Genomic DNA, 18,669 nt, shown 5'->3' on the forward strand with positions numbered 1-18,669 from the left:
GGAAACCGTAGATGACCGACCAGCTGTCGGAACGCGCCGTCACGCTCTCGGCCGACAAGCGCGCCCTGCTGGCGCAGCGATTACGAGGACGGGCGGCGACCGTCACGGTCCGGCCCCGGTCCCCCGAGACCGAGCCGCCGCCGTCCAGCGGACAGGAACGCCTGTGGTTCATGGAGCAGCTCGCCCCGGGCAACACCGCGTACACGATGCCGCTGACGCTGCGGCTGACCGGTGAGCTGGACGCCGCGCTGCTGGAGGCCGCGCTGACCGCGCTGGTCGCCCGGCACGAGGCGCTGCGGATGCGCTTCCCCAGCCAGGACGGGCGGCCCAGGGTCGTCATCGACGAGCCCGGCCCCGCCACGCTGAAGGTCATGGCGGCGGACGACGCCGCCCGCGCGGCCGAGATCGTCGGGGAGGAGGTCAGGCGGCCGTTCGACCTGGCCGCCGACGCGCTGCTGCGGGCGACGCTGGTCCGCATCGCGCCGGACGACCACGTGCTGCTGCTCGCCGTACACCACGTCGTCAGCGACGGCCGGTCGCTGGAGATCATGGCCGACGAGCTCTTCGCCCTGTACGCCGGGCTGCGCGACGGCACCCCGGTGGAGCTGCCGCAGCCGCAGGCGCAGTTCGGCGACTTCGCCGTGTGGGAGCGGGAGCGGCTGGGCGGCCCCGAGGTCGAGCCCGACGTCGCGTTCTGGCGCGAGCAGCTCACCGGGATGCCCGACCTGGAACTGCCCACCGACCACCCGCGCCCGGCCGAACAGCGCTTCGAGGGCGCGCTGTCCGCCTTCACCTGGGACGCGGAGCTGACCGAGGCGGTCCGGGAGCTCGGCAGGGCGCACGGCGCCACGCTCTACATGACGCTGCTCGCCGCCTACCAGGCGGTCCTCGCCCGGCTCGCCGGCCAGGACGACTTCGGCGTCGGCTCGCCGGTGGCCGGACGGCCCTACCGGGAGCTGGAGGGCGTGGTCGGCTCCTTCGTCAACATGGTGACGCTGCGCGGCCGTACCGGGGACGACCCGACGATCGCCGAACACCTGCTGCGCACCCGGGAGACCGTGCTGGGCGCGCTCGGCCACCAGGACTACCCCTTCCACCAGCTGGTCAACGACCTGCGGGTGGAGCGCGACCCCAGCCGGTCGGCGATCTTCCAGGTGACCTTCGCGCTGAACAACCGGGCGGAGCCGGCCCGCGGCGTCGCCGGGCTGGAGATCGCGCCGTTCGAGTTCCCGCTCACCATCACCCAGTTCGACCTCGCGCTGTACGTCACCGAGGCCGACGAGGGGCTGGAGGGGTTCTTCACCTACCGCACCGACCTGTTCGAGGCCGCGTCCGTCGAGCGCGTCGAGCGCGCGATGCGGCGCTTCCTGGAGCAGGCCGTCGCCGACCACGGGCGCCGTCTGTCGGAGGTGTCGCTGCTCGGCGACGCCGAGCGCGAGGCGCTGCTCGGCGAGTGGGCCGGCACCCGCACCTGGGAGCCGTCGTACCGCACGCTCGGCGAGATGGCCGAGGCCCAGGCGGAGCGGACCCCGGACGTCCGCGCCCTGGTGGCCGGAGACCGGTCGCTCACCTTCGCCGAACTGCACGGCCGGGCGAACCGGCTGGCCAGGCGGCTGCGCGGGATGGGCGTCGGCCCCGACGCCCGCGTCGCGATCTGCCTGGAGGGCAACGTGGACGCCGCCGTGGCGATCCTCGCGGTGCTCAAGGCGGGCGGCGCCTACCTGCCGCTGGACCCCGAGCAGCCGACCGACCGGCTGGAGTTCCTGCTCGCCGACTCCTCAGCGGTCCTGCTGGTCACCAGCTCGTCGCTGCGGGACAGGGCGCCCGGCTTCACCGGTCCCGTCGTGGAGCTCGACCGGCTCGGCGACACCTCCGACGAGGACGACGGCCCGCTGGAGCCGCTGGCCGGCCCCGGCGACCTCGCCTACGTGATCTACACCTCCGGCACCACCGGCCGCCCCAAGGGCGTCGGCGTCCAGCACCGCCACATCGTGGCCTACCTGGAGTACATCCGCGCCGAGTACGGCATCGTGCCGGACGCCCACTTCGGCCTGCTGCAGTCGCTCGCCTTCGACTTCAGCATGCTGATGTTCTACCTGCCGCTCACCGGCGGCGGCACCCTGCACCAGCTGCCGCGCCGCGGCTCCGGGCACGAGCTGGCCGAGGCCATCGCGCACCTGGACTACCTGAAGATGACGCCCTCGCACCTCGCCGCCCTGGGCGCCGAGGTGGAGCCGGAGCGGCTGCTGCCGCGCCGGGCGCTCATCCTGGCGGGCGAGGCGTCGCCCACCGCGTGGGTCCGCGACCTCGCCGCCCGCACCGACTGCGCGATCTTCAACAGCTACGGTCCCACCGAGACGGTCGTCGCGGTGACCACCGAGCGGGTGGACCCCGAGGCGGCGGCGCCCGGCACGGCCTGGCCCATCGGCCGCCCGCTGCCCGACGCCCGCGTCTACGTGCTGGACCGGGCGCTGCGCCTGGTCCCGCCGGGCGTGGCCGGTGAGCTGTACATCGGCGGCGACACCCTGGCGCGCGGCTACCTCGGCCGTCCCGGGCTGACCGCCGAGCGTTTCGTCGCCGACCCCTACGGCGAGCCGGGCGCGCGGATGTACCGCACCGGCGACCTGGTGCGCCGGCTCGACGACGGCCGGCTGGAGTTCCTGGGCCGCACCGACCACCAGGTGAAGATCCGCGGCTACCGGGTGGAGCTCGGCGAGATCGAGGCCGCGCTCGGCACCCTGCCCGGCGTCGTCCAGGGCGTGGTGGACCTGCGCGGAGACCACCTGGTGGCCTGGCTGGAGAAGGAGCCGGACGCCGCGGAGGCGCCGGTGGCCGAGCTGCGGGCGCACCTGCTGGACCGGCTGCCCGAGTACATGGTCCCCGGACGGTTCGCCTGGCTGGACCGGTTCCCGCTGCAGGCGCACGGCAAGGTGGACCGCCGCGCCCTGCCGGACCCCGAGCCGGAGCGCGCCGACCAGCGGGCCGGCTACACCGCGCCGGAGGGGCCCGTCGAGGAGGCCGTCGCCACCATCTGGGCGAACGTGCTGGACCTGGAGCAGGTCGGCGCGAACGACGACTTCTTCGACCTCGGCGGCCACTCTCTGCTGGCCACCCAGGTCGTGGCGAGGATGCGCAAGGCGTTCCCCGACAGCAAGCCGCCGATCGGCGTGCTGGAGATGTTCAAGAACCCGACCGTCGCCCAGCTCGCGAAGCTGATCGTCGAGCGGCGCGGGGAGACGGCCGGGCCGCGCCGGATGCTCGCCGAGCTGACCCGCCCGATCGCCCCGAAGGACCGCCTCGGCACCGTCGTCTGCGTGCCGTACGGCGGCGCCAACGCGGTCGTCTACCAGACGCTCGCCGACGCGATGCCCGCCGGCTACTCCCTCTACGCGGTCGCCGCACCCGGCCGTGAGCCGGGTGAGGAGGCGCAGCTTCCCTTCCAGGAGGTCGCCGCGCAGTGCGTCAAGGAGATCGCCGAGCACATCCAGGGCCCGCTGGTCATCTACGGGCACTGCGCGCCGGGCAGCGCCCTGGCCATCGAGCTGTCCAAGCAGGTCGAGGCGTCCGGACGTGAGCTGGACGCCCTCTACCTGGGCGGCATCTTCCCGTTCGCCAAGCCCAGGGGCCGCTTCCTCGGCCCGCTCAGCACGCTGATCAACGACCGCCTGCACGGCACCCGCAGCATCGCGGCCGAGCTGCGCGCGCTCGGCGGCGACATGACCGGCCTCGACGAGGAACAGGTGACGTTCACCGTCGAGCTGATGCGCCAGGACGGCCGGATGGCCGAGGAGTACTTCACCGACCTGTTCGCCACCGAACAGCCGCGGCTGAAGGCGCCGATCGTCTCGGTCGTCGGCGAGCGCGACCCCAGCACCGAGTTCTACCAGGAGCGCTTCAAGGAGTGGTGCTTCCTGTCGGAGACGGCGTCGCTGGTCGTCATCGACGAGGCCGGGCACTTCTTCCCCAAGTACCGCGCCGACGAGCTGGCCCGGATCGTCACCGGGACGCACCGCGCCGACGACGCCTGGCGGCGGGAGCACTCCCGCGAGGCGGGCGGCACCTGGTGGCTGCAGGAGACCGTGCACCGGAAGGCCGCGCGCACCGAGCGCGAGCCGAGCATGCGCCGCTTCCTGCCCATCGCGCTGGGCCAGCTGGTGTCGCTGGTCGGGTCGGCGCTCACCGAGTTCGCGGTACCGATCTGGATCTTCCAGAAGACCGGGTCGATGGCCCACTTCGGGCTCATCGCGCTGCTCGCCCTGGTGCCGGGCATCGTCGTGGCGCCGCTGGCGGGCGCGGTGGTCGACCGCTACGACCGGCGGCGCGTGATGATCGCCGGTGACGCCGCGTCGGGCCTCACCCAGGCGGTGATGCTCGCGCTGCTGCTGACCGACCGGCTCACCGTCGGCCCGCTGTACGGGCTGATAGCGATCGTCTCCGTCTCGGTGACGTTCCAGCGGCTCGCCTACCAGGCGTCGATACCGCAGCTGGTGCCCAAGCGCTACCTGGGCCACGCCAACGGCATCGTGCAGCTCGCCATCGGCAGCGGGCAGTTCCTGGCCCCGCTCATCGCGGTGGGCATGCTCGCCGCGATCGGGCTGGAGGGCATCCTGACCGTCCAGGTCGCCGCCTACGCGTTCGCCGTCCTGGTGGTCCTGCTGGTGAAGTTCCCCACCGCGCTGGGTCTGCGCCGCCGCGAGCCGATCTCCGCGGAGATCGTCAACGGCTTCCGGTACTCGCTGGGACACCGCGGCTTCCGCGCGATGCTGTTCTTCTTCGCCGGGGTGAACCTGTTCCTGGCGCCCATGTTCGTCATGGTCTCGCCGCTGGTGCTGTCGTTCTCCACCTTGGCCGCCGCCGGCACGGTGGCGGTCGCGGGCGGCGCCGGCGCGATCGTGGGCGGCCTGGTGATGAGCCTGTGGGGCGGCCCGACCCACCGCAAGCTGCGCGGCGCGATCGCCTCGGCCGGGCTGATGGCCCTCGCGGGCCTGGTCACCGGGTTGCAGCCCAACCTGTGGCTGATCGGCGTCGGCGCGTTCGGCATGTCCTTCTCGCTGTCGCTGATCAACGGCATCATCGCCACGATCATCCAGGTGAAGGTGCCGCACCGCTTCCAGGGCCGGATCATCGCGGTCAACACCATGATCGCCGCGGCGACCGTGCCCATCGGCTTCGGCGTCGTCGCGCCGCTCGCCGCTCCCCTGCTCGACCCGCTGATGGCCGCCGGCGGCCCGCTCGCCGGAACCGTCGGCGCGCTCATCGGCACCGGCCCGGGACGCGGGCTGGGGCTGTTCTACCTGATCTGCGGGCTCGCCATGGGCCTGCTGACCCTCGCCGGTCTGCGCGTCAGGACGCTGGCGCGCTTCGACGACGAGGTGCCCGACGCCAAGCCCGACGACCTCATCGGCATCGAAGAGCTGGAAAGGACCCACGCCGCATGAACACCACCATCGACTGGGAGGTCAGGGACAAAAGGCCCGCCGCGGCCGACGCCCAGGGCGCGGACCTGGGTGAGACCTGCGAGTGGCTGCGGGAGAGCCGCGAGGCCATCCGCGCGGGGCTGGACGAGCACGGCTCCGTCTACCTGCGCGGGCTGCCGGTCAAGACCATCGAGGACTTCGCCGAGGTCCGGGACGCGCTGGTCTCCAAGCTCGCCGGGTACGTCGAGAAGGCCACCCCGCGCAGCCACTTCGGCAAGGACGTCTACTCCTCCACCGACCTGCCGCCGTCACACGCGATCCGCCCGCACAACGAGAACAGCTACGCGCTCAACTTCCCCGGGATCCTGATGTTCGGCTGCCTCGTCGCCCCCGACGAGGGCGGCGCGACGCCGACCACCGACGTGCGCAAGGTCCTGCGGGACATCCCCGCACCGCTCGCCGACCGCTTCCGCGAGCACGGCTGGTCGCTGGTGCGCAACTACGGCGAGCACATCAGCCTGGGCTGGCGCACCGCCTTCGCCACCGAGGACAGGGACGAGGTGGCCGCCTACTGCGCGGAGAACCACATCGCCCACGAGTGGGTCGGCGACGACCAGCTCCGCACGAGGCAGCGCCGTTCGGCCACCATCCGCCACCCCGGAACCGGTGAGGAGGTCTGGTTCAACCACACGGTCTTCTGGAACGAGTGGGCGCTCGACCCGGACGTCCGCGAGGTGTTCATCGATGACCTGGGCCACGAGAACCTGCCCTTCAACACCGCCTACGGCGACGGGGAGCCGATCTCCAAGGAGGACATCGAGACGATCGACGAGGCCTACCGCCGGGCCACGACCAGGGAGACCTGGCGGGTGGGTGACATCCTGATCGTCGACAACATCCTGGCCGCGCACGCCCGCGAGGCGTTCAAGGGCCAGCGGAAGATCGTGGTCGCCATGGGCGACCCGATCGCGCTGGCGGACTGCTCTCCCACCGTCCAGCCGCTGGCCGGCTTCGCCAAGCCGCTCGCCGCGGCGGCCGCCGCCCCCGCCGCGGCCCCGCAGGACGCCAAGCCCGGCAAGCGCCGCTGGTTCGGCCGCCGCTCCTGACCCGCCGGGCGGTCGCCGACGACCCGGTGACCGCCCGCGCGACCGTCCCCACCGGCCGGTCCCGCGCCGCCCTCCGCGGCACGGGACCGGCCGGTCCGGTTCTCCCGGGTTCTCCGCCGGCGCCCGTCCCGGCGACCCGGACACCTCCCCGGACCGTCGGCGCCCCCACCGGCCGCGTGACCGGCGGCGTCCTCCCACCGGCCGAGTGACCCGCGGCGTCCTCCCACCGGCCGCGTGACCGGCGGTGTCAGACGTTGCCCAGCACCCGGGTGACGCTGATCTCGATCACCACCCGGGCCGGGTTCTCCCGCGGCCTGCGGTAGCGCAGCTCGTACCGGCGCTCGGCGTCCTCGACCGCCTCGCGGTCGCGGCGGATCACCGCCCGCCCCTCCAGGGTGGACCAGCGGCGCCCGTCCACCTGGCAGACCGCCACCGGCGCCCCCTCCCCGCCCGCCTCCGGCAGGTTGCGGGCCTTCAGCGACGTGCCCGAGGTGATCACCCGGGCGATCCCGGAGTCGACGTCCAGCGTCACCCCCACGGGGACGACGTGCGGCGTGCCGTCGGCCCGGAGCGTGGTCAGCGTGCACAGGTGGCGCTCCCGCCAGAACTCGCGGAACTCCTCCCCCTGCCCCTTCAGCACGCCGTCCTTCCCGATGTCCATACCTCTTCCTTCGATTCCCTTCCGCGGCCGGATGCCTGTCCCACCACCGAGCCGGAATCCTCCCATACGACCCGAACAGGGCCGTACGATCGGGGGGTGATCATCCGTCAGAGTCAGCTCGTCGTCGACTGCGCGGACCCGGCGCGGCTCGCCGCGTTCTGGGGGGCGCTCATGGGCGCCGCACCCGTGGACCGCGACCCCGGCTGGTCCTACATCGACCCGCCGGAAGGGCTGCGCCTGGCCTTCCAGCGGGTCCCGGAGCCGCGTTCCGGCAAGAACCGCCTCCACCTCGACCTCGAGGTGGAGGATCTCACCGGCGCGGCCGACGCGGCCGTCGCGCTGGGCGGACGGCGGTCGGGCGCGGCGCAGCGCGACGCCGTCGGCGCCTTCCAGGTCATGCACGACCCCGAGGGCAACGAGTTCTGCTTCGTGGCCGGGGCCGTGCCATGAGCGCCGAGGCCGGACCATGAGCGCTGACCGCTCCGCCCGCTTTGCGGAAGAATCCGGACCAGCGGAAGAATCCGGACCATGCGCGCCGATCGCCTTGTGGCCGTCCTGTTGCTGATGCAGGCCCGTGGCCGGGTGACCGCCGCCGAGCTGGCCACCGAGCTGGAGGTGTCCGTCGCCACCGCCCGCCGTGACCTTGAGGCGCTGTCGGCCGCGGGCGTCCCCGTCTACCCCCAGCCCGGCCGCGGCGGTGGCTGGTCCCTGGTCGGCGGCGCCCGTACCGATCTCAGCGGCCTGACGGCGCCCGAGGCGCGGGCGCTCTTCCTGCTCGTCGGCCCCGCCGCATCCGTCTCGGCCGAGGCCAGGGCGGCGCTCCGCAAGCTCGTACGGGCCCTGCCCTCGACCTTCCGGGCCGACGCCGAGGCCGCCGCCGAGGCCACGGTGACCGACCCCGTCCGGTGGGGCGAACACGACAGGCCCCGGCCCCCGATGGTCGACCTGCTGCAGAGCGCCGTGATCCGGAGGCGCAGGGTCCGCCTGACCTATGCCGATCATGCCGGGGAGCGGACGGAACGGCTGGTCGACCCGTGGGGCCTGATCGACAAGGACGACGTCTGGTATCTCCTCGCCGGGACCGACCGGGGGCGGCGCACCTTCCGCGTCGACCGGGTCGCCCAGGCCGAGCCGACCGGCGAGCCCGCCGAACGCCCGGACGACTTCGTCCTCGCCGCCGCCTGGCAGGAGGTCGTCGACCAGGTCGAGCGGCGCCGCTCCCGCACCTGGGCGACCGTGCTCATCGAGGAGCGGTTCGCGCCGATCCTGCGCGACCGCTTCGGACGGCACTGCCACATCGACGGCGAACCCGACCGGGGACGCGTCCGGGTCCGCCTCGCCGCCCCCACCCCGCTGGACATCGCCCGCGACCTCGCCGGCTGGGGCGCGCTGGTCGAGGTCGTCGAACCGCGCTCGGTCCGTGACGAGCTCGCCCGCATCGGCGCCGAACTCGTCGCCCGCCACGGCGGCGGGAGCGACCCCGGCGAGCGCTGACCCCGGCGACGGCTACGGGCGCACCGGGCCCCGAGGCGGGAAGGCGCGCCGGCCGGCACCCCGCCGGTCAGCGGCCGGGGCTGTAGACCACCTGCTCGGGCGTCACCCGCACCGTGACGCGCTCCTCGCCCGGCTGCCGGTAGGGGTAGGTGTCCACGCCGAGGTACTTCTTCGCCAGGCGGTCGATGACCTCGTCGGCGCCCTCCTCCTCCAGCTTCGCGGTGCCGGACACGCTGACCAGGTGGAAGGCGTTCTCGGGGTCCAGCACGCTCACCGACACCCGGGGGTCGGCGCGCAGGTTGCGGTCCTTGACCCGGCCCAGGGCCGTGTTGAAGACCACGTCGTCACCGTCGACGTCGACCCAGACGACGGTGTTGTGCAGCGAGCCGTCGGACCGGACCGTGGTGGCCCACCCGTGGATCGGCCGCCGGAGCAACTCCTTGGCGTCCTCGTTCAACTTCCCCATGCCGACTCCTGTCTCGATCGCCTTCTTCTCGCCCTCGAACATCATCTTTCCCCGGTCTGTTCCCTCTTTCCGGCTCATTTTTCGTCCACTGCCCTTTACGAAGTAAGACAAGGACCGAACCGGGGACGGGCAAGATCGGGGAAAGACTTCCGGTCCGGCGGGGCCGCCGCCCCGGGCACGGGAATCGATCACGCGGCGGGGCCGTGCTCCGCGGGATGACGGGTACGGCGGGCGCCGGAGGCGGCGGACGCGCCGCGGGGTGCTGGAGGGCGATGGACGGCGGGCGGGCGGGCGAGCGGGTCCGGGCGGCGATCCGGGTGGAGGGCACCGTACAGGGGGTGGGTTTCCGGCCCTTCGTGTACGGCCTGGCCACCCGGCTCGGCCTGGACGGGCTGGTCGGCAACGACGAGCGCGGGGTGTTCATCGAGGTCGAGGGGGCATCGGCGCTGGTAGGGGAGTTCACCTCGGCGCTGCGGGACGGCGCGCCGCCGCTGGCGGCGGTGGAGCGCGTAGCGGCCGTCCCCGTCCCTGTCACCGGCCGGTCCGGGTTCGCCGTCGTGCCCAGCCCCCCGGGCGGGCGGCGCCGGGCGCTCGTCACCCCGGACGCGGCGACCTGCGCCGACTGCCTGCGCGAGCTGGACGACCCGGCCGACCGGCGGTACGGCTACCCGTTCGTCAACTGCACGAACTGCGGGCCCCGGTTCACCATCGTCACGGACCTGCCGTACGACAGGCCGAACACCACGATGGCGGGGTTCGCCATGTGCGGCGACTGCGAGCGGGAGTACCGCGACCCGGCCGACCGGCGCTTCCACGCCCAGCCGGTGTGCTGCCCGGCGTGCGGGCCCCGGCTGCGGCTGCTCGGCCCGGCCGGCCGCGAACCCGCCCCTCCCCCGCCGTCCTCCACCGCCCCCGGCGGAGCCGTCCCGAAGGGAGCCGTCCCGAAGGGAGCCGCCTCGGACGGGGCCGCCTCGGACGGGGCCGCCTCGGACGGGGCCGCCCCGGACGGGGCCGCCTCGGACGGGGCCGTCCTGGACGCGGCCGCCGCGCTGCTCCGGGCCGGGGCGGTGGTCGCGGTCAAGGGCCTGGGCGGCTACCACCTGGCCGCGGTGGCCGCGTGCGGGCCGGCGGTGGCGGCGCTGCGGGCCCGCAAGCGCCGCGAGGACAAGCCGTTCGCCGTCATGGCGGCGGACCCGGAGGCGGCGCGGCGGCTGTGCGAGGTGGACGAGGCGGCCGAGCGGCTGCTCACCGGCGCCGCGCGCCCGATCGTGCTGCTGCGGCGGCGGCCCGGCGCGCGGCTCGCGCCGCGGGTGGCGCCGGGAGACCGGTGGCTGGGCGTGATGCTGCCCTACACCCCCCTGCACCACCTGCTGCTGCGGCGGGTCGGCGAGCCGATCGTGCTGACCAGCGGCAACCTCGGTGACGAGCCGATCGCCCGCGACGACGGCGAGGCCGTGGCGCGGCTGGGCGGGGTAGCGGACGCCTTTCTGGCCCATGACCGGCCGATCCGGGCGCGCGCCGACGACTCGGTGGTCCGCGTCTTCCGCGGCGGGCCGCTGCCGATCCGGCGTTCCCGGGGGTACGCGCCGCGCCCGCTGCCGCTCCCCCGTCCGGCTCCCCGGCCCGTGCTGGCCTGCGGCGCGGAGCTGAAGCACACCTTCTGCCTGGCCAGGGGCGGGCGGGCGTTCGTCTCCCCGCACGTCGGCGACCTGGAGAACCACGAGACGTTCCGGTCTTTCACCGAGGGGGTCGCGCACCTGCGGCGGCTGCTCGGCGTCACGCCGCGCCTCGTCGCCCACGACCTGCACCCGGAGTACCTGTCCACCAAGTACGCGCTCGCCCTGGAGGGCGTCGACCGGACGGGAGTGCAGCACCACCACGCGCACGTCGCGTCCTGCCTGGCCGACAACGGGGTGGCGGGGCCCGTCATCGGGGTGGCCTTCGACGGCCTCGGCTACGGCGCCGACGGGACGCTGTGGGGCGGGGAGTTCCTCGTCGCCGATCTGGCCGGGTTCGAGCGGGCCGGGCACCTTGCCACCGTGCCGATGCCGGGGGGCGCGGCGGCGGTCAGGCAGCCGTGGCGGATGGCCGCCGCCCACCTCGATGCCGCCTACGCCGGGGACGTCCCCGGTGACCTGGCGGTGGTGCGGCGCAACGCCGGGCACTGGGAGGCGGTGGTCGCGCTGGCCCGGCGCGGCGTGAACGCCCCGCTCACCTCCAGCGTGGGCCGGCTGTTCGACGCGGTCGCGGCGCTCGCCGGCGTCCGCGACGTGATCACCTACGAGGGGCAGGCCGCGGCGGGGCTGGAACGGCTCGCCGACGAGGACGAGAGGGACGGGTACGGCTGCCGCCTGACCGGCGGGGCGCCGTTCACTGTGCCGGGGGCCGAACTGGTCCGGGCCGCGGCCGAGGACCTGCGGGCGGGCGCGGCGCCGGGGACGGTGGCCGCCCGGTTCCACAACGGGCTGGCCGCGGCGGTCGCGGCGGGCTGCGAGCGCCTGCGGGAGGCGCGGGGCCTGGGCACGGTGGCGCTGTCGGGGGGCGTCTTCCAGAACGTCCTGCTGCTGGAGCGGACGGTCGCCCTGCTGGAGGAGCGCGGCTTCACCGTCCTGACGCACCGGCGGGTACCGCCCGGCGACGGCGGGATCAGCCTCGGCCAGGCGGCGGTGGCCGCCGCCCGCGACCGGCTCGGCCGACCGCCCGCCTCGGCTTCGCCTTCCGGCTGACGACAGCCCGTTGCTCTGGAGGGCAAGGCGGTCGACGACCGCCTGGAGATGCTGGATCCGCTGGTCACCACCGAGCCGGCCGGCTTTCCGCCTCCCTCTTCCTGCTCTCCGGTACGGCTCGTCCACATGGGAGGATCCGTACCCCACAGGGTCGGCGGGGCGCTCCATGTCCGGGGCGCACCTTCGTAGTGGACCGGGGGCAGGGCGTGGCGGAGCGGCCCGTACGGCGAGGCGACCTTCGCCAGCCAGGGCCTTGAGTCGTAGCCGTCGCCTTCGACCGGCGCGGAGCGCAGATCGTGCAGTAACCAGGAGGCGGTACCCGCGAGGGAGAACCTCAGCCACCGTCCAGCGCCGGTGAGCTGCCGGTCGCTCAACGCCCGCAGGACCGCGGCGGCCAGCAGATACCCCGTTCCGTGGTCCAGTGCCTGCGCCGGCAGCACACCGGGGCGGCCGTCGGCCCCGGCTTCGATCACGGCGATACCGCTCGCCGCCTGGACCAGGCTGTCGAAACCGCGCCGCGCCGCCCACGGCCCCGACCAGCCCCAGGCGCACAACCGGGCGATGATCAGTCCGGGACGCCGTGCAAGGAGCGTATCGAGGCCCAGATCCTCCAGCGCGCCGGGCCGGTAGCCGAGGACCACGACATCGGCCGAGCTGAGGAGGTCGGCGAAGGTGCGGCGGATGCACCGTCCCGCCAGGAGGGGCCACGGCCACGGCCAGGCCGTCGGCCGCGCGCCAGAAGCCGGAAAGCGGCGCGAAGGACACCGGAGCCTGGCCGTCGATGCGCAGGTGCCGTTCACTGACGAACGCCGTGGACACCGCCGCCTCCCGGACCCGTACCGCGGGCACCGGCACCGCGTTGCGCCGCGCCAGCAGTTCCGCGGCCGCCAGCGAGCACACCCCCACGCTTGCCCGGGCCGGCTCCCGCACGGGCAGACGGGCCGGCAGGACCTCACCCGCTCCTTCGTACGACACCTCCTCGGCCAGCTCTGCCGGCCCTTCGAGAGCAGTCCAGGCATGGACGGTCGCTGCGTCGTTTCTGTGCGTCACCCGCCCAGCTTGCTCCATCTTCACCAGCTCGCCGCCGGGACTTGCGCGCCCCGAAGAAAACGGCAGAAGAGGTAGTGGATGAACGCTATGGCAGGGGTGTCGCTCTGACGGCGGATAGGGCGTAGGTGACGCCGGTAAGTCGTTCGGACAGCTGCCAGAGGCGAGCGGCTGTGGCGGTGTCGCGGATGGCGCGCTCGCGAGTCCGACGAGTGGGCTCGCCACGCAGTTGCAGTACACCGTCGGGAACGATGTAGCCGCCGCCGGGCAGGTCCGGCACGGTCGCCGCGTGCAGGGAGGTCTTCGCCCCTTCCGGGGTGGGGCGGAAGGCCACGCGCACCATCAGGCGTGTGAGGGTCGCATACAACCGTCCCCTGCTGCTGTTGGCGCCGCCGGTGAGCACGTTCGTGCGGGTGAGTCCAGGTGCGACGGCCATGCTGCGGAGCTTGTGCCCGGCGGCGTCGGCCCGGCGCTGCAGTTCCATCGCGAAGTAGAGGTTGGCCCGCTTGGACTGCACGTAGGCGAACGCCGTGCGGTAGCGGCGTTCGGCGTTGAGGTTCTCCAGGTCGAAGCGGGCGAAGCGCTGACCTTCGCTGCTGACGGTGACCACCCGTGGATCGGGCGCGGCGAGCAGGTGCGGCAGGAGCAGGCCGGTCAGGGCGAAGGTGCCCAAGTGGTTGATGCCGAACTGCGATTCGAACCCGTCGGCTGTCCGGGCGTACGGCACCATCGCCACCCCGGCGTTGTTGACCAGCAGATCAAGCCGACCGCGGTCCCAACCGGTGGCGAACTCCCGAATGGAGGCCAGACTGCCCAGGTCCAGGCGCCGCAGTTCCAGGTGGGCCCCGGGCAGCTCATCCTGCATGCGGGCGAGGGCGGCCTGGCCGCGCCCGGGGTCACGGCAGGCCAGCACGACATGCGCGCCATGGCGGGCCAGCTCACGGGCGGTGACGTAGCCGATGCCGCTGTTGGCTCCGGTCACTACCGCGACCCGTCCCGTCTGGTCGGGGATGGCATGGAAGGTCCAGGGACGAGAGTTACGCATCATGTGCCACCTCAAGGGGACGCCGACGAATGTATCGCAACTCCGAGTTGCGATACATTCATCTTGTCACCCGCCCTGCGGATATCGCAACTTGGAGTTGCAATGCAGTCTGATCAACCCTCTGCCCGGCCGATCGGCCGCGGCGCCAAAGTACGCGCCGCCGTCCACGCCGCCACGCTTGCCGAACTCGTGGACAAGGGCTATGCCGCGTTGAGCGTCGAGAACGTCGCGCAACGCGCCGGGGTCCACAAGACGACGGTCTACCGGCGCTGGAAGGATCGCGAGAGCCTGCTCACCGATGCCCTGGCCGAGCACATGGCGATGGACATCCCCGTTCCCGACACCGGGGCGATCGAGACCGATCTGCGAGCGCTGGCACGCTCGATCGTCCAGATGTTCACCAGCCCGACCGGGCAGGCCATCCTCGCCGCGATGTTCACCGGAGCAGCCCATCTCCCGGAGATCGCCGCAGCACGGCGCCATGTTTTCGCCGACCGTCTCGCCAGGGCCGAACCCGTGGTCACACGCGCCATCCGGCGCGGCGAACTTCCCGGAGACACCGATCCCGCCGAGCTGTTGAAGACCTTGGCCGCGCCGATCTACCTGCGCCTGCTCATCACCGCCGATCCGGTCGACGAGACGACCGCCGACCAGGCGGTGCACGTCGCGCTGACCGCCGCGCGCGGCGGCGCCCTGCGAACAGATCGCGGCCGCTAGGTCAGGAGCCGCCTCTCAACGGACAGGTGGCGATGGAGCGAGGCATGGGGGATACCGGTCTTGACGGCGATCCGCGCCGGCGAGGCGCCTTCGGCCTTGAGCAGCCGGGCGTGGTCGATCTTCTCAGCGGGGTGCGCGACGGGACGCCCCACGTGCTTGCCCTCGGCCTCGGCCACACTCGGCGCGGGTGGGGGGACGGCGCCGTGGATCAGACGAAGGCGCTGTGGCCGGTGATCGCCTTGCCGACGATGAGGGTGTTCATCTCCCGGCTGCCCTCGAAGGAGTAGATCGCCTCGGCGTCGGCGAAGAGCTTGGCGATCTCGTGGTCCAGCACGATGCCGTTCCCGCCGAACAGCTCGCGGGCCCGGGAGACCACCTCGCGCATCCGCGTCGTGGTGAACGCCTTGGCCAGCGCGGCCTGCGCGGCGCCGGCCCGGTCCTCGTCCGCGAGCTGGGCCAGCCGGACCATCATGCCGAACGACGCGGTGATGTCGGCGAGCATCCGGACCAGCAGGTCCTGGATCATCTGGAAGCCCGCGATGGGGCGGCCGAACTGCACCCGCTCGACGGCGTAGGCGCGGGCCAGCTCGTAGGCGCGGACCGACACGCCCAGCGCCTGCCAGGCGACGTTGCCGCGGGTCCTGCGCAGCACCTCGGCGACGTCGCGGAAGCCGTTGACGCGCTGGAGCCGGTCGGCCTCGGGCACCTCGACGCCGGTGAGGGTGATGTCGGCGTTCTGCACCGCGCGCAGGGCGATCTTCCCCTCGATCTTGGAGGTGGTGAGGCCGGGGGCGCCCTTCTCCACGACGAAGCCCTTGACCTGGTCGTCGGCCACGTCGCGGGCCCACACGACGATCAGGTCGGCGAAGGTGCCGTTGCCGATCCACCGCTTGGCGCCGTCGAGGATCCAGCGGTCGCCCTCGCGGCGGGCGGTGGTCCGCATGCCGCCGGCGACGTCGGAGCCGCCCTCGGGCTCGGTGAGCGCGAACGCGCCGATCTTGTTCCACTTGACCATGTCGGGCAGCCAGCGGTGGCGCTGCTCGTCGCTGCCGCCGCCGTCGATGCTGCCCATGGCGAGGCCGGTGTGCACGCCGTGGGCGACGGCGAGGGAGGGGTCGACGCGGTTCATCTCCAGCGAGACGAAACCGTTGAACAGCGCCCGCTGCGGGGCGTGGCCGCCGAACTCGGGGTAGGCGTGCCCGGCGAGGTCGAGTTCGGCGAACTTGCCGATGACCTCGAAGGGGAACTCCGACGACTCCCACGCCGCCCGGGCGAGGGGCCGGACCTCGCGTTCGAGGTAGTCGCGGATCTCGGCGAGCCGCGCCCGCTCGGCATCGGTGAGCAGCTCGGCGAAACCGAAGAAGTCCGGATCGGGGTTGGCGTGCTTCGCCATGGAGATCACCTTGTTCTTTCAGTTCGGGGGTCGGTGCTCGGACACTTCCGATGCCCCCGGTTCCGCGGGGCAGGCCTCCGCCGGGCGGATCTCCGTACGGCGGGTTCCGGTACGGCGGGCATCCGTGGGACCGGTCCCCTCGGGGCGGGCCCGCGCGGCTGCGCGGCGGTCCAGCTCGGCCAGCACCTCCTCGGTGTCCTGGCCGGGACGCGGCGCGTGGCGCCGGACGGAGGCCGGGGTGGCGGAGAAGGCCACCGGCACCCCGATCACCCGGTAGGGGCCCTCGGTGGGGTGCTCGGCGACGTCCATCAGGTGGCCCTCGCGGACGTAGGGGTCGCCGGACGCCTCCTCCAGCCGCAGCACCGGGCCGAACGGGATGCTGTGCTTGGCGCAGACCTCGGCCCACTCGGCGGTGGTCAGCGCCGGGGTGACCGACTCCACCATCTCCGACAGGGCGACGCCGTCCCGGACGACGTCGATCTTCTCGCCGTTGACCCGGGGGTCGTCGGCGAGGTCGGGCCGGCCGGCGGCGGCGAAGAGGTCGCGGTGGTTCTGCGGGCTGTAGGGGATGATCATCGCCAGGCCGTCCCTGGTCGGCCGGGCCCGGTGGCCCCGGTTCAGGGCGGGGGCGTACCCGGTCGGCGCGAGGGGCGGCTCGAAGGTGTGCCCCTGCAGGTGCTCGACGAGGTTGAAGGCGATCATGGTGTCGGCCATCGGGACCTGCACGAGCTGGCCCTGCCCGGTGGCGCGCTGGTGGACCAGCGCCGCCAGCGTGGCGTAGACGATGGTCAGCGCGCTGACCTTGTCGGCGATGATGGTCGGCAGCACCACCGGCCGCGCGATGTCGGCGGCGCGCTCGGCGACGTCGATCAGGCCGGAGGCGGCCTGGATGGTCTCGTCGTAGGCGGCCAGCCCGGCGCGGGCGGAGTCGGGGCGGAACCCCTGGGCGTGGGCGTAGACCAGCCGGGGGAAGCGCCCGCGCAGGCTCTCGTGGTCCATGCCCAGCCGGCGCAGCGCGCCGATGCGCATGTTCGTGATCAGGACGTCGGCCGTGGCGAGCAGGTCCATGGCCCGCCCGCGGTCGGCGTCGTCCTTGAGGTCGAGGCGGACGCTGCGCTTGTTGCGGTTGACGTTGAGGTACAGCGACGTCATGCCCGGGGTGCGGTGGACGGTGCCGTTGCGGGCGGTGTCCCGCGGCGGCTCGATCCTGATGACGTCCGCCCCGAGGTCGCCGAGGATCTGGGCGGCGTAGGGGCCCATGACGACGGTGGACAGGTCGATGACCCGCACCCCCGCCAGCGGCCCGGACGGCTCCCCCGCCGGCGGCCCGGACGGTTCCCGAGGCGGCGCGGCGGTGACGGCGGGGTTCTCCGGCTCGGGCGCCCGCCGCGGCGTGGCGGCGCCGGTGTGGTTCTTCGGCTCAGGCATTGCGGCTCCCGACGGGCGCACGCACCCGTGAAGTGTTCTGCGTATTTCTCTCCTATTCAAATTACCCGCCGATACTTAGCCAGGCGAACTATTGGCTCGACCGATACGGAAAAGGCGGCGTGACCGCCGCGGTCACGCCGCGGGAGGCGCTTTCGGGAAACGGATCACACGACGGCTCCGAAGGGGCTCGCCGAGTCCGGTCATCTCTTTCGCCCGCGCGACGAGACGACGCAGCGCCGGGTCGGCGACGTACCGGTCGGCACGCCAGACGAGCCCCGTGACCAGGGACGGATCGAAATCCGAGAAGGGCAGGAGCACCGTGTCCTCATGGCGGTACCTGCGCATGGCGGTCCGCTCTCCCAGTATGGAGACGGAGAACGCCGAGCCCTGCGCCACGATTTCCCCGGTGCCGGTGTAGTCCCCGGTTTTCAGGCGGACTCGCTGTTTTACTCCCGCCTCGGACAGCTCTCGGTCCAGCCGGTCGAAATAGGCGGGCGCCAGTCCGGGGGCGGCCACGACGTAGGCGTGGTCCCTCAGCTCGGCGAGCGAGACCGAGGTGCGCGAGCCGAACTCCGCGGCCGGGAGCACCGCCCCCAGCGGCTCGGCCAGCACCTCCAGCACCTCGAGCGCCGCCGCCTCCGGGCCGCGCACCGGCAGCCGGACGAACGCCGCCGCCAGCTCACCCCGGGCCACCGCCCGCGCCAGGTCCTCGCTGCCGCCCGGCCAGCGCCTGAGGTCGTACCACCCGGCGAGCCGGCGTTCCAGGGTGCGCAGCCCCTCCCGGAGGCTCTCGTGCAGTCCCGGTGGGACGCCGACGAGGACGACGTCGCGCCCGCCGGCGGACACCCGGCTCAGCCGCCACGGGATGTCGTCGGCGCGGGCCAGGATGTCCCGGGCGATGGGCAGCAGCGTCGCGCCCGCCTCGGTGAGGCGGACGTGGTGGGAGTCGCGCTCGAACAGCGCGGCGCCGAGCTCGTGTTCCAGGTCGCGCACCCGGCGGCTCAGCGGCGAGGCGGCCATGTGCAGCCGCCGCGCCGCCCCCGAGAAGCTGAGCTGCTCGGCGACGGCGACGAAGTAGCGCAGGTGGAACAGCTCCACACCAGCGATGCTACGCGCGGCCGTACGGCCGGCCCCGTCCGCCGGGCGCGCGACCGCACGTGGCCGCCCGG

The 18,669-nt window shown here is 73.4% G+C and carries 13 protein-coding genes and 1 pseudogene; 6 read left to right on the plus strand and 8 right to left on the minus strand.

Annotated features, from left to right (window positions below; genetic code table 11):
- Positions 1-11: 11 nt before the first annotated feature.
- On the plus strand, positions 12-5,438 hold the full coding sequence (locus tag ACQP10_RS22680) for an amino acid adenylation domain-containing protein (protein ID WP_433539674.1): 5,427 nt from the start codon (positions 12-14) through the stop codon (positions 5,436-5,438).
- The gene (locus ACQP10_RS22685) at positions 5,435-6,523 is read left to right on the plus strand and encodes a TauD/TfdA family dioxygenase (protein WP_179828365.1); all 1,089 of its coding nucleotides are present in this window, start codon (positions 5,435-5,437) and stop codon (positions 6,521-6,523) included. Before ACQP10_RS22680 ends, ACQP10_RS22685 begins: the two co-directional genes overlap by 4 nt.
- Before the next feature lie 247 nt (positions 6,524-6,770).
- Here ACQP10_RS22685 and ACQP10_RS22690 read toward each other — a convergent pair whose 3' ends face one another.
- Positions 6,771-7,184, minus strand: a complete 414-nt coding sequence (locus ACQP10_RS22690; protein ID WP_389999002.1) for a pyridoxamine 5'-phosphate oxidase family protein — start codon at positions 7,182-7,184, stop codon at positions 6,771-6,773.
- Positions 7,185-7,280: 96 nt separating this feature from the next.
- Between ACQP10_RS22690 and ACQP10_RS22695 the strand changes: the two genes are divergently transcribed.
- Positions 7,281-7,634, plus strand: a complete 354-nt coding sequence (locus tag ACQP10_RS22695) for a VOC family protein (RefSeq protein WP_389999006.1) — start codon at positions 7,281-7,283, stop codon at positions 7,632-7,634.
- Positions 7,635-7,712: 78 nt separating this feature from the next.
- Positions 7,713-8,678, plus strand: coding sequence for a helix-turn-helix transcriptional regulator (locus tag ACQP10_RS22700; RefSeq protein WP_179828362.1), 966 nt, complete (start codon positions 7,713-7,715; stop codon positions 8,676-8,678).
- Between the two features lie 67 nt (positions 8,679-8,745).
- Here ACQP10_RS22700 and ACQP10_RS22705 read toward each other — a convergent pair whose 3' ends face one another.
- Positions 8,746-9,222 (minus strand): PPOX class F420-dependent oxidoreductase, encoded by a 477-nt coding sequence (locus ACQP10_RS22705; protein ID WP_389999009.1) that lies wholly within the window; start codon positions 9,220-9,222, stop codon positions 8,746-8,748.
- Between the two features lie 194 nt (positions 9,223-9,416).
- Here ACQP10_RS22705 and hypF point away from each other — a divergent pair, with 194 nt between their 5' ends.
- Positions 9,417-11,870: a carbamoyltransferase HypF gene (gene hypF, locus ACQP10_RS22710; RefSeq protein WP_433539675.1), complete on the plus strand. Its 2,454-nt coding sequence runs from the start codon at positions 9,417-9,419 to the stop codon at positions 11,868-11,870.
- A gap of 356 nt (positions 11,871-12,226) precedes the next feature.
- On the opposite strand, the pseudogene ACQP10_RS22715 reads toward hypF, so the two are convergent.
- Positions 12,227-12,889: pseudogene (locus tag ACQP10_RS22715) on the minus strand (CoA transferase); the annotation flags it as partial.
- A gap of 116 nt (positions 12,890-13,005) precedes the next feature.
- Positions 13,006-13,965: an oxidoreductase gene (locus ACQP10_RS22720; RefSeq protein ID WP_399501404.1), complete on the minus strand. Its 960-nt coding sequence runs from the start codon at positions 13,963-13,965 to the stop codon at positions 13,006-13,008.
- A gap of 99 nt (positions 13,966-14,064) precedes the next feature.
- Here ACQP10_RS22720 and ACQP10_RS22725 point away from each other — a divergent pair, with 99 nt between their 5' ends.
- Positions 14,065-14,679, plus strand: a complete 615-nt coding sequence (locus tag ACQP10_RS22725; protein ID WP_346022368.1) for a TetR/AcrR family transcriptional regulator — start codon at positions 14,065-14,067, stop codon at positions 14,677-14,679.
- Here the strand turns inward: ACQP10_RS22725 and ACQP10_RS22730 are convergent.
- From ACQP10_RS22730 to ACQP10_RS22745, 4 genes are all read right to left on the minus strand, one after another.
- Entirely contained in the window at positions 14,676-14,855 is a 180-nt protein-coding gene (locus tag ACQP10_RS22730) for a hypothetical protein (protein WP_399501402.1), read from the minus strand. The two genes, ACQP10_RS22725 and ACQP10_RS22730, sit on opposite strands and share 4 nt — an antisense overlap.
- A 32-nt stretch (positions 14,856-14,887) precedes the next feature.
- Positions 14,888-16,072 (minus strand): acyl-CoA dehydrogenase family protein, encoded by a 1,185-nt coding sequence (locus ACQP10_RS22735; RefSeq protein WP_179828357.1) that lies wholly within the window; start codon positions 16,070-16,072, stop codon positions 14,888-14,890.
- 18 nt (positions 16,073-16,090) lie between these two features.
- The gene (locus ACQP10_RS22740; RefSeq protein WP_433539676.1) at positions 16,091-17,500 is read right to left on the minus strand and encodes a CaiB/BaiF CoA transferase family protein; all 1,410 of its coding nucleotides are present in this window, start codon (positions 17,498-17,500) and stop codon (positions 16,091-16,093) included.
- A gap of 132 nt (positions 17,501-17,632) precedes the next feature.
- On the minus strand, positions 17,633-18,598 hold the full coding sequence (locus ACQP10_RS22745; protein WP_433539677.1) for a LysR family transcriptional regulator: 966 nt from the start codon (positions 18,596-18,598) through the stop codon (positions 17,633-17,635).
- Between the last annotated feature and the right edge of the window lie 71 nt (positions 18,599-18,669).

The organism is Streptosporangium sandarakinum, assembly GCF_050942225.1.
Lineage (GTDB): Bacteria > Actinomycetota > Actinomycetes > Streptosporangiales > Streptosporangiaceae > Streptosporangium > Streptosporangium nondiastaticum.

Coding starts and splice junctions, on each gene's coding strand:
- ACQP10_RS22680 (WP_433539674.1), top strand. CDS start 12: ATGACCGACCAGCTGTCGGAACGCGCCGTCACGCTCTCGGCCGACAAG.
- ACQP10_RS22685 (WP_179828365.1), top strand. CDS start 5,435: ATGAACACCACCATCGACTGGGAGGTCAGGGACAAAAGGCCCGCCGCG.
- ACQP10_RS22690 (WP_389999002.1), bottom strand. CDS start 7,184: ATGGACATCGGGAAGGACGGCGTGCTGAAGGGGCAGGGGGAGGAGTTC.
- ACQP10_RS22700 (WP_179828362.1), top strand. CDS start 7,713: ATGCGCGCCGATCGCCTTGTGGCCGTCCTGTTGCTGATGCAGGCCCGT.
- ACQP10_RS22705 (WP_389999009.1), bottom strand. CDS start 9,222: ATGAGCCGGAAAGAGGGAACAGACCGGGGAAAGATGATGTTCGAGGGC.
- hypF (WP_433539675.1), top strand. CDS start 9,417: ATGGACGGCGGGCGGGCGGGCGAGCGGGTCCGGGCGGCGATCCGGGTG.
- ACQP10_RS22720 (WP_399501404.1), bottom strand. CDS start 13,965: ATGATGCGTAACTCTCGTCCCTGGACCTTCCATGCCATCCCCGACCAG.
- ACQP10_RS22725 (WP_346022368.1), top strand. CDS start 14,065: ATGCAGTCTGATCAACCCTCTGCCCGGCCGATCGGCCGCGGCGCCAAA.
- ACQP10_RS22735 (WP_179828357.1), bottom strand. CDS start 16,072: ATGGCGAAGCACGCCAACCCCGATCCGGACTTCTTCGGTTTCGCCGAG.
- ACQP10_RS22740 (WP_433539676.1), bottom strand. CDS start 17,500: ATGCCTGAGCCGAAGAACCACACCGGCGCCGCCACGCCGCGGCGGGCG.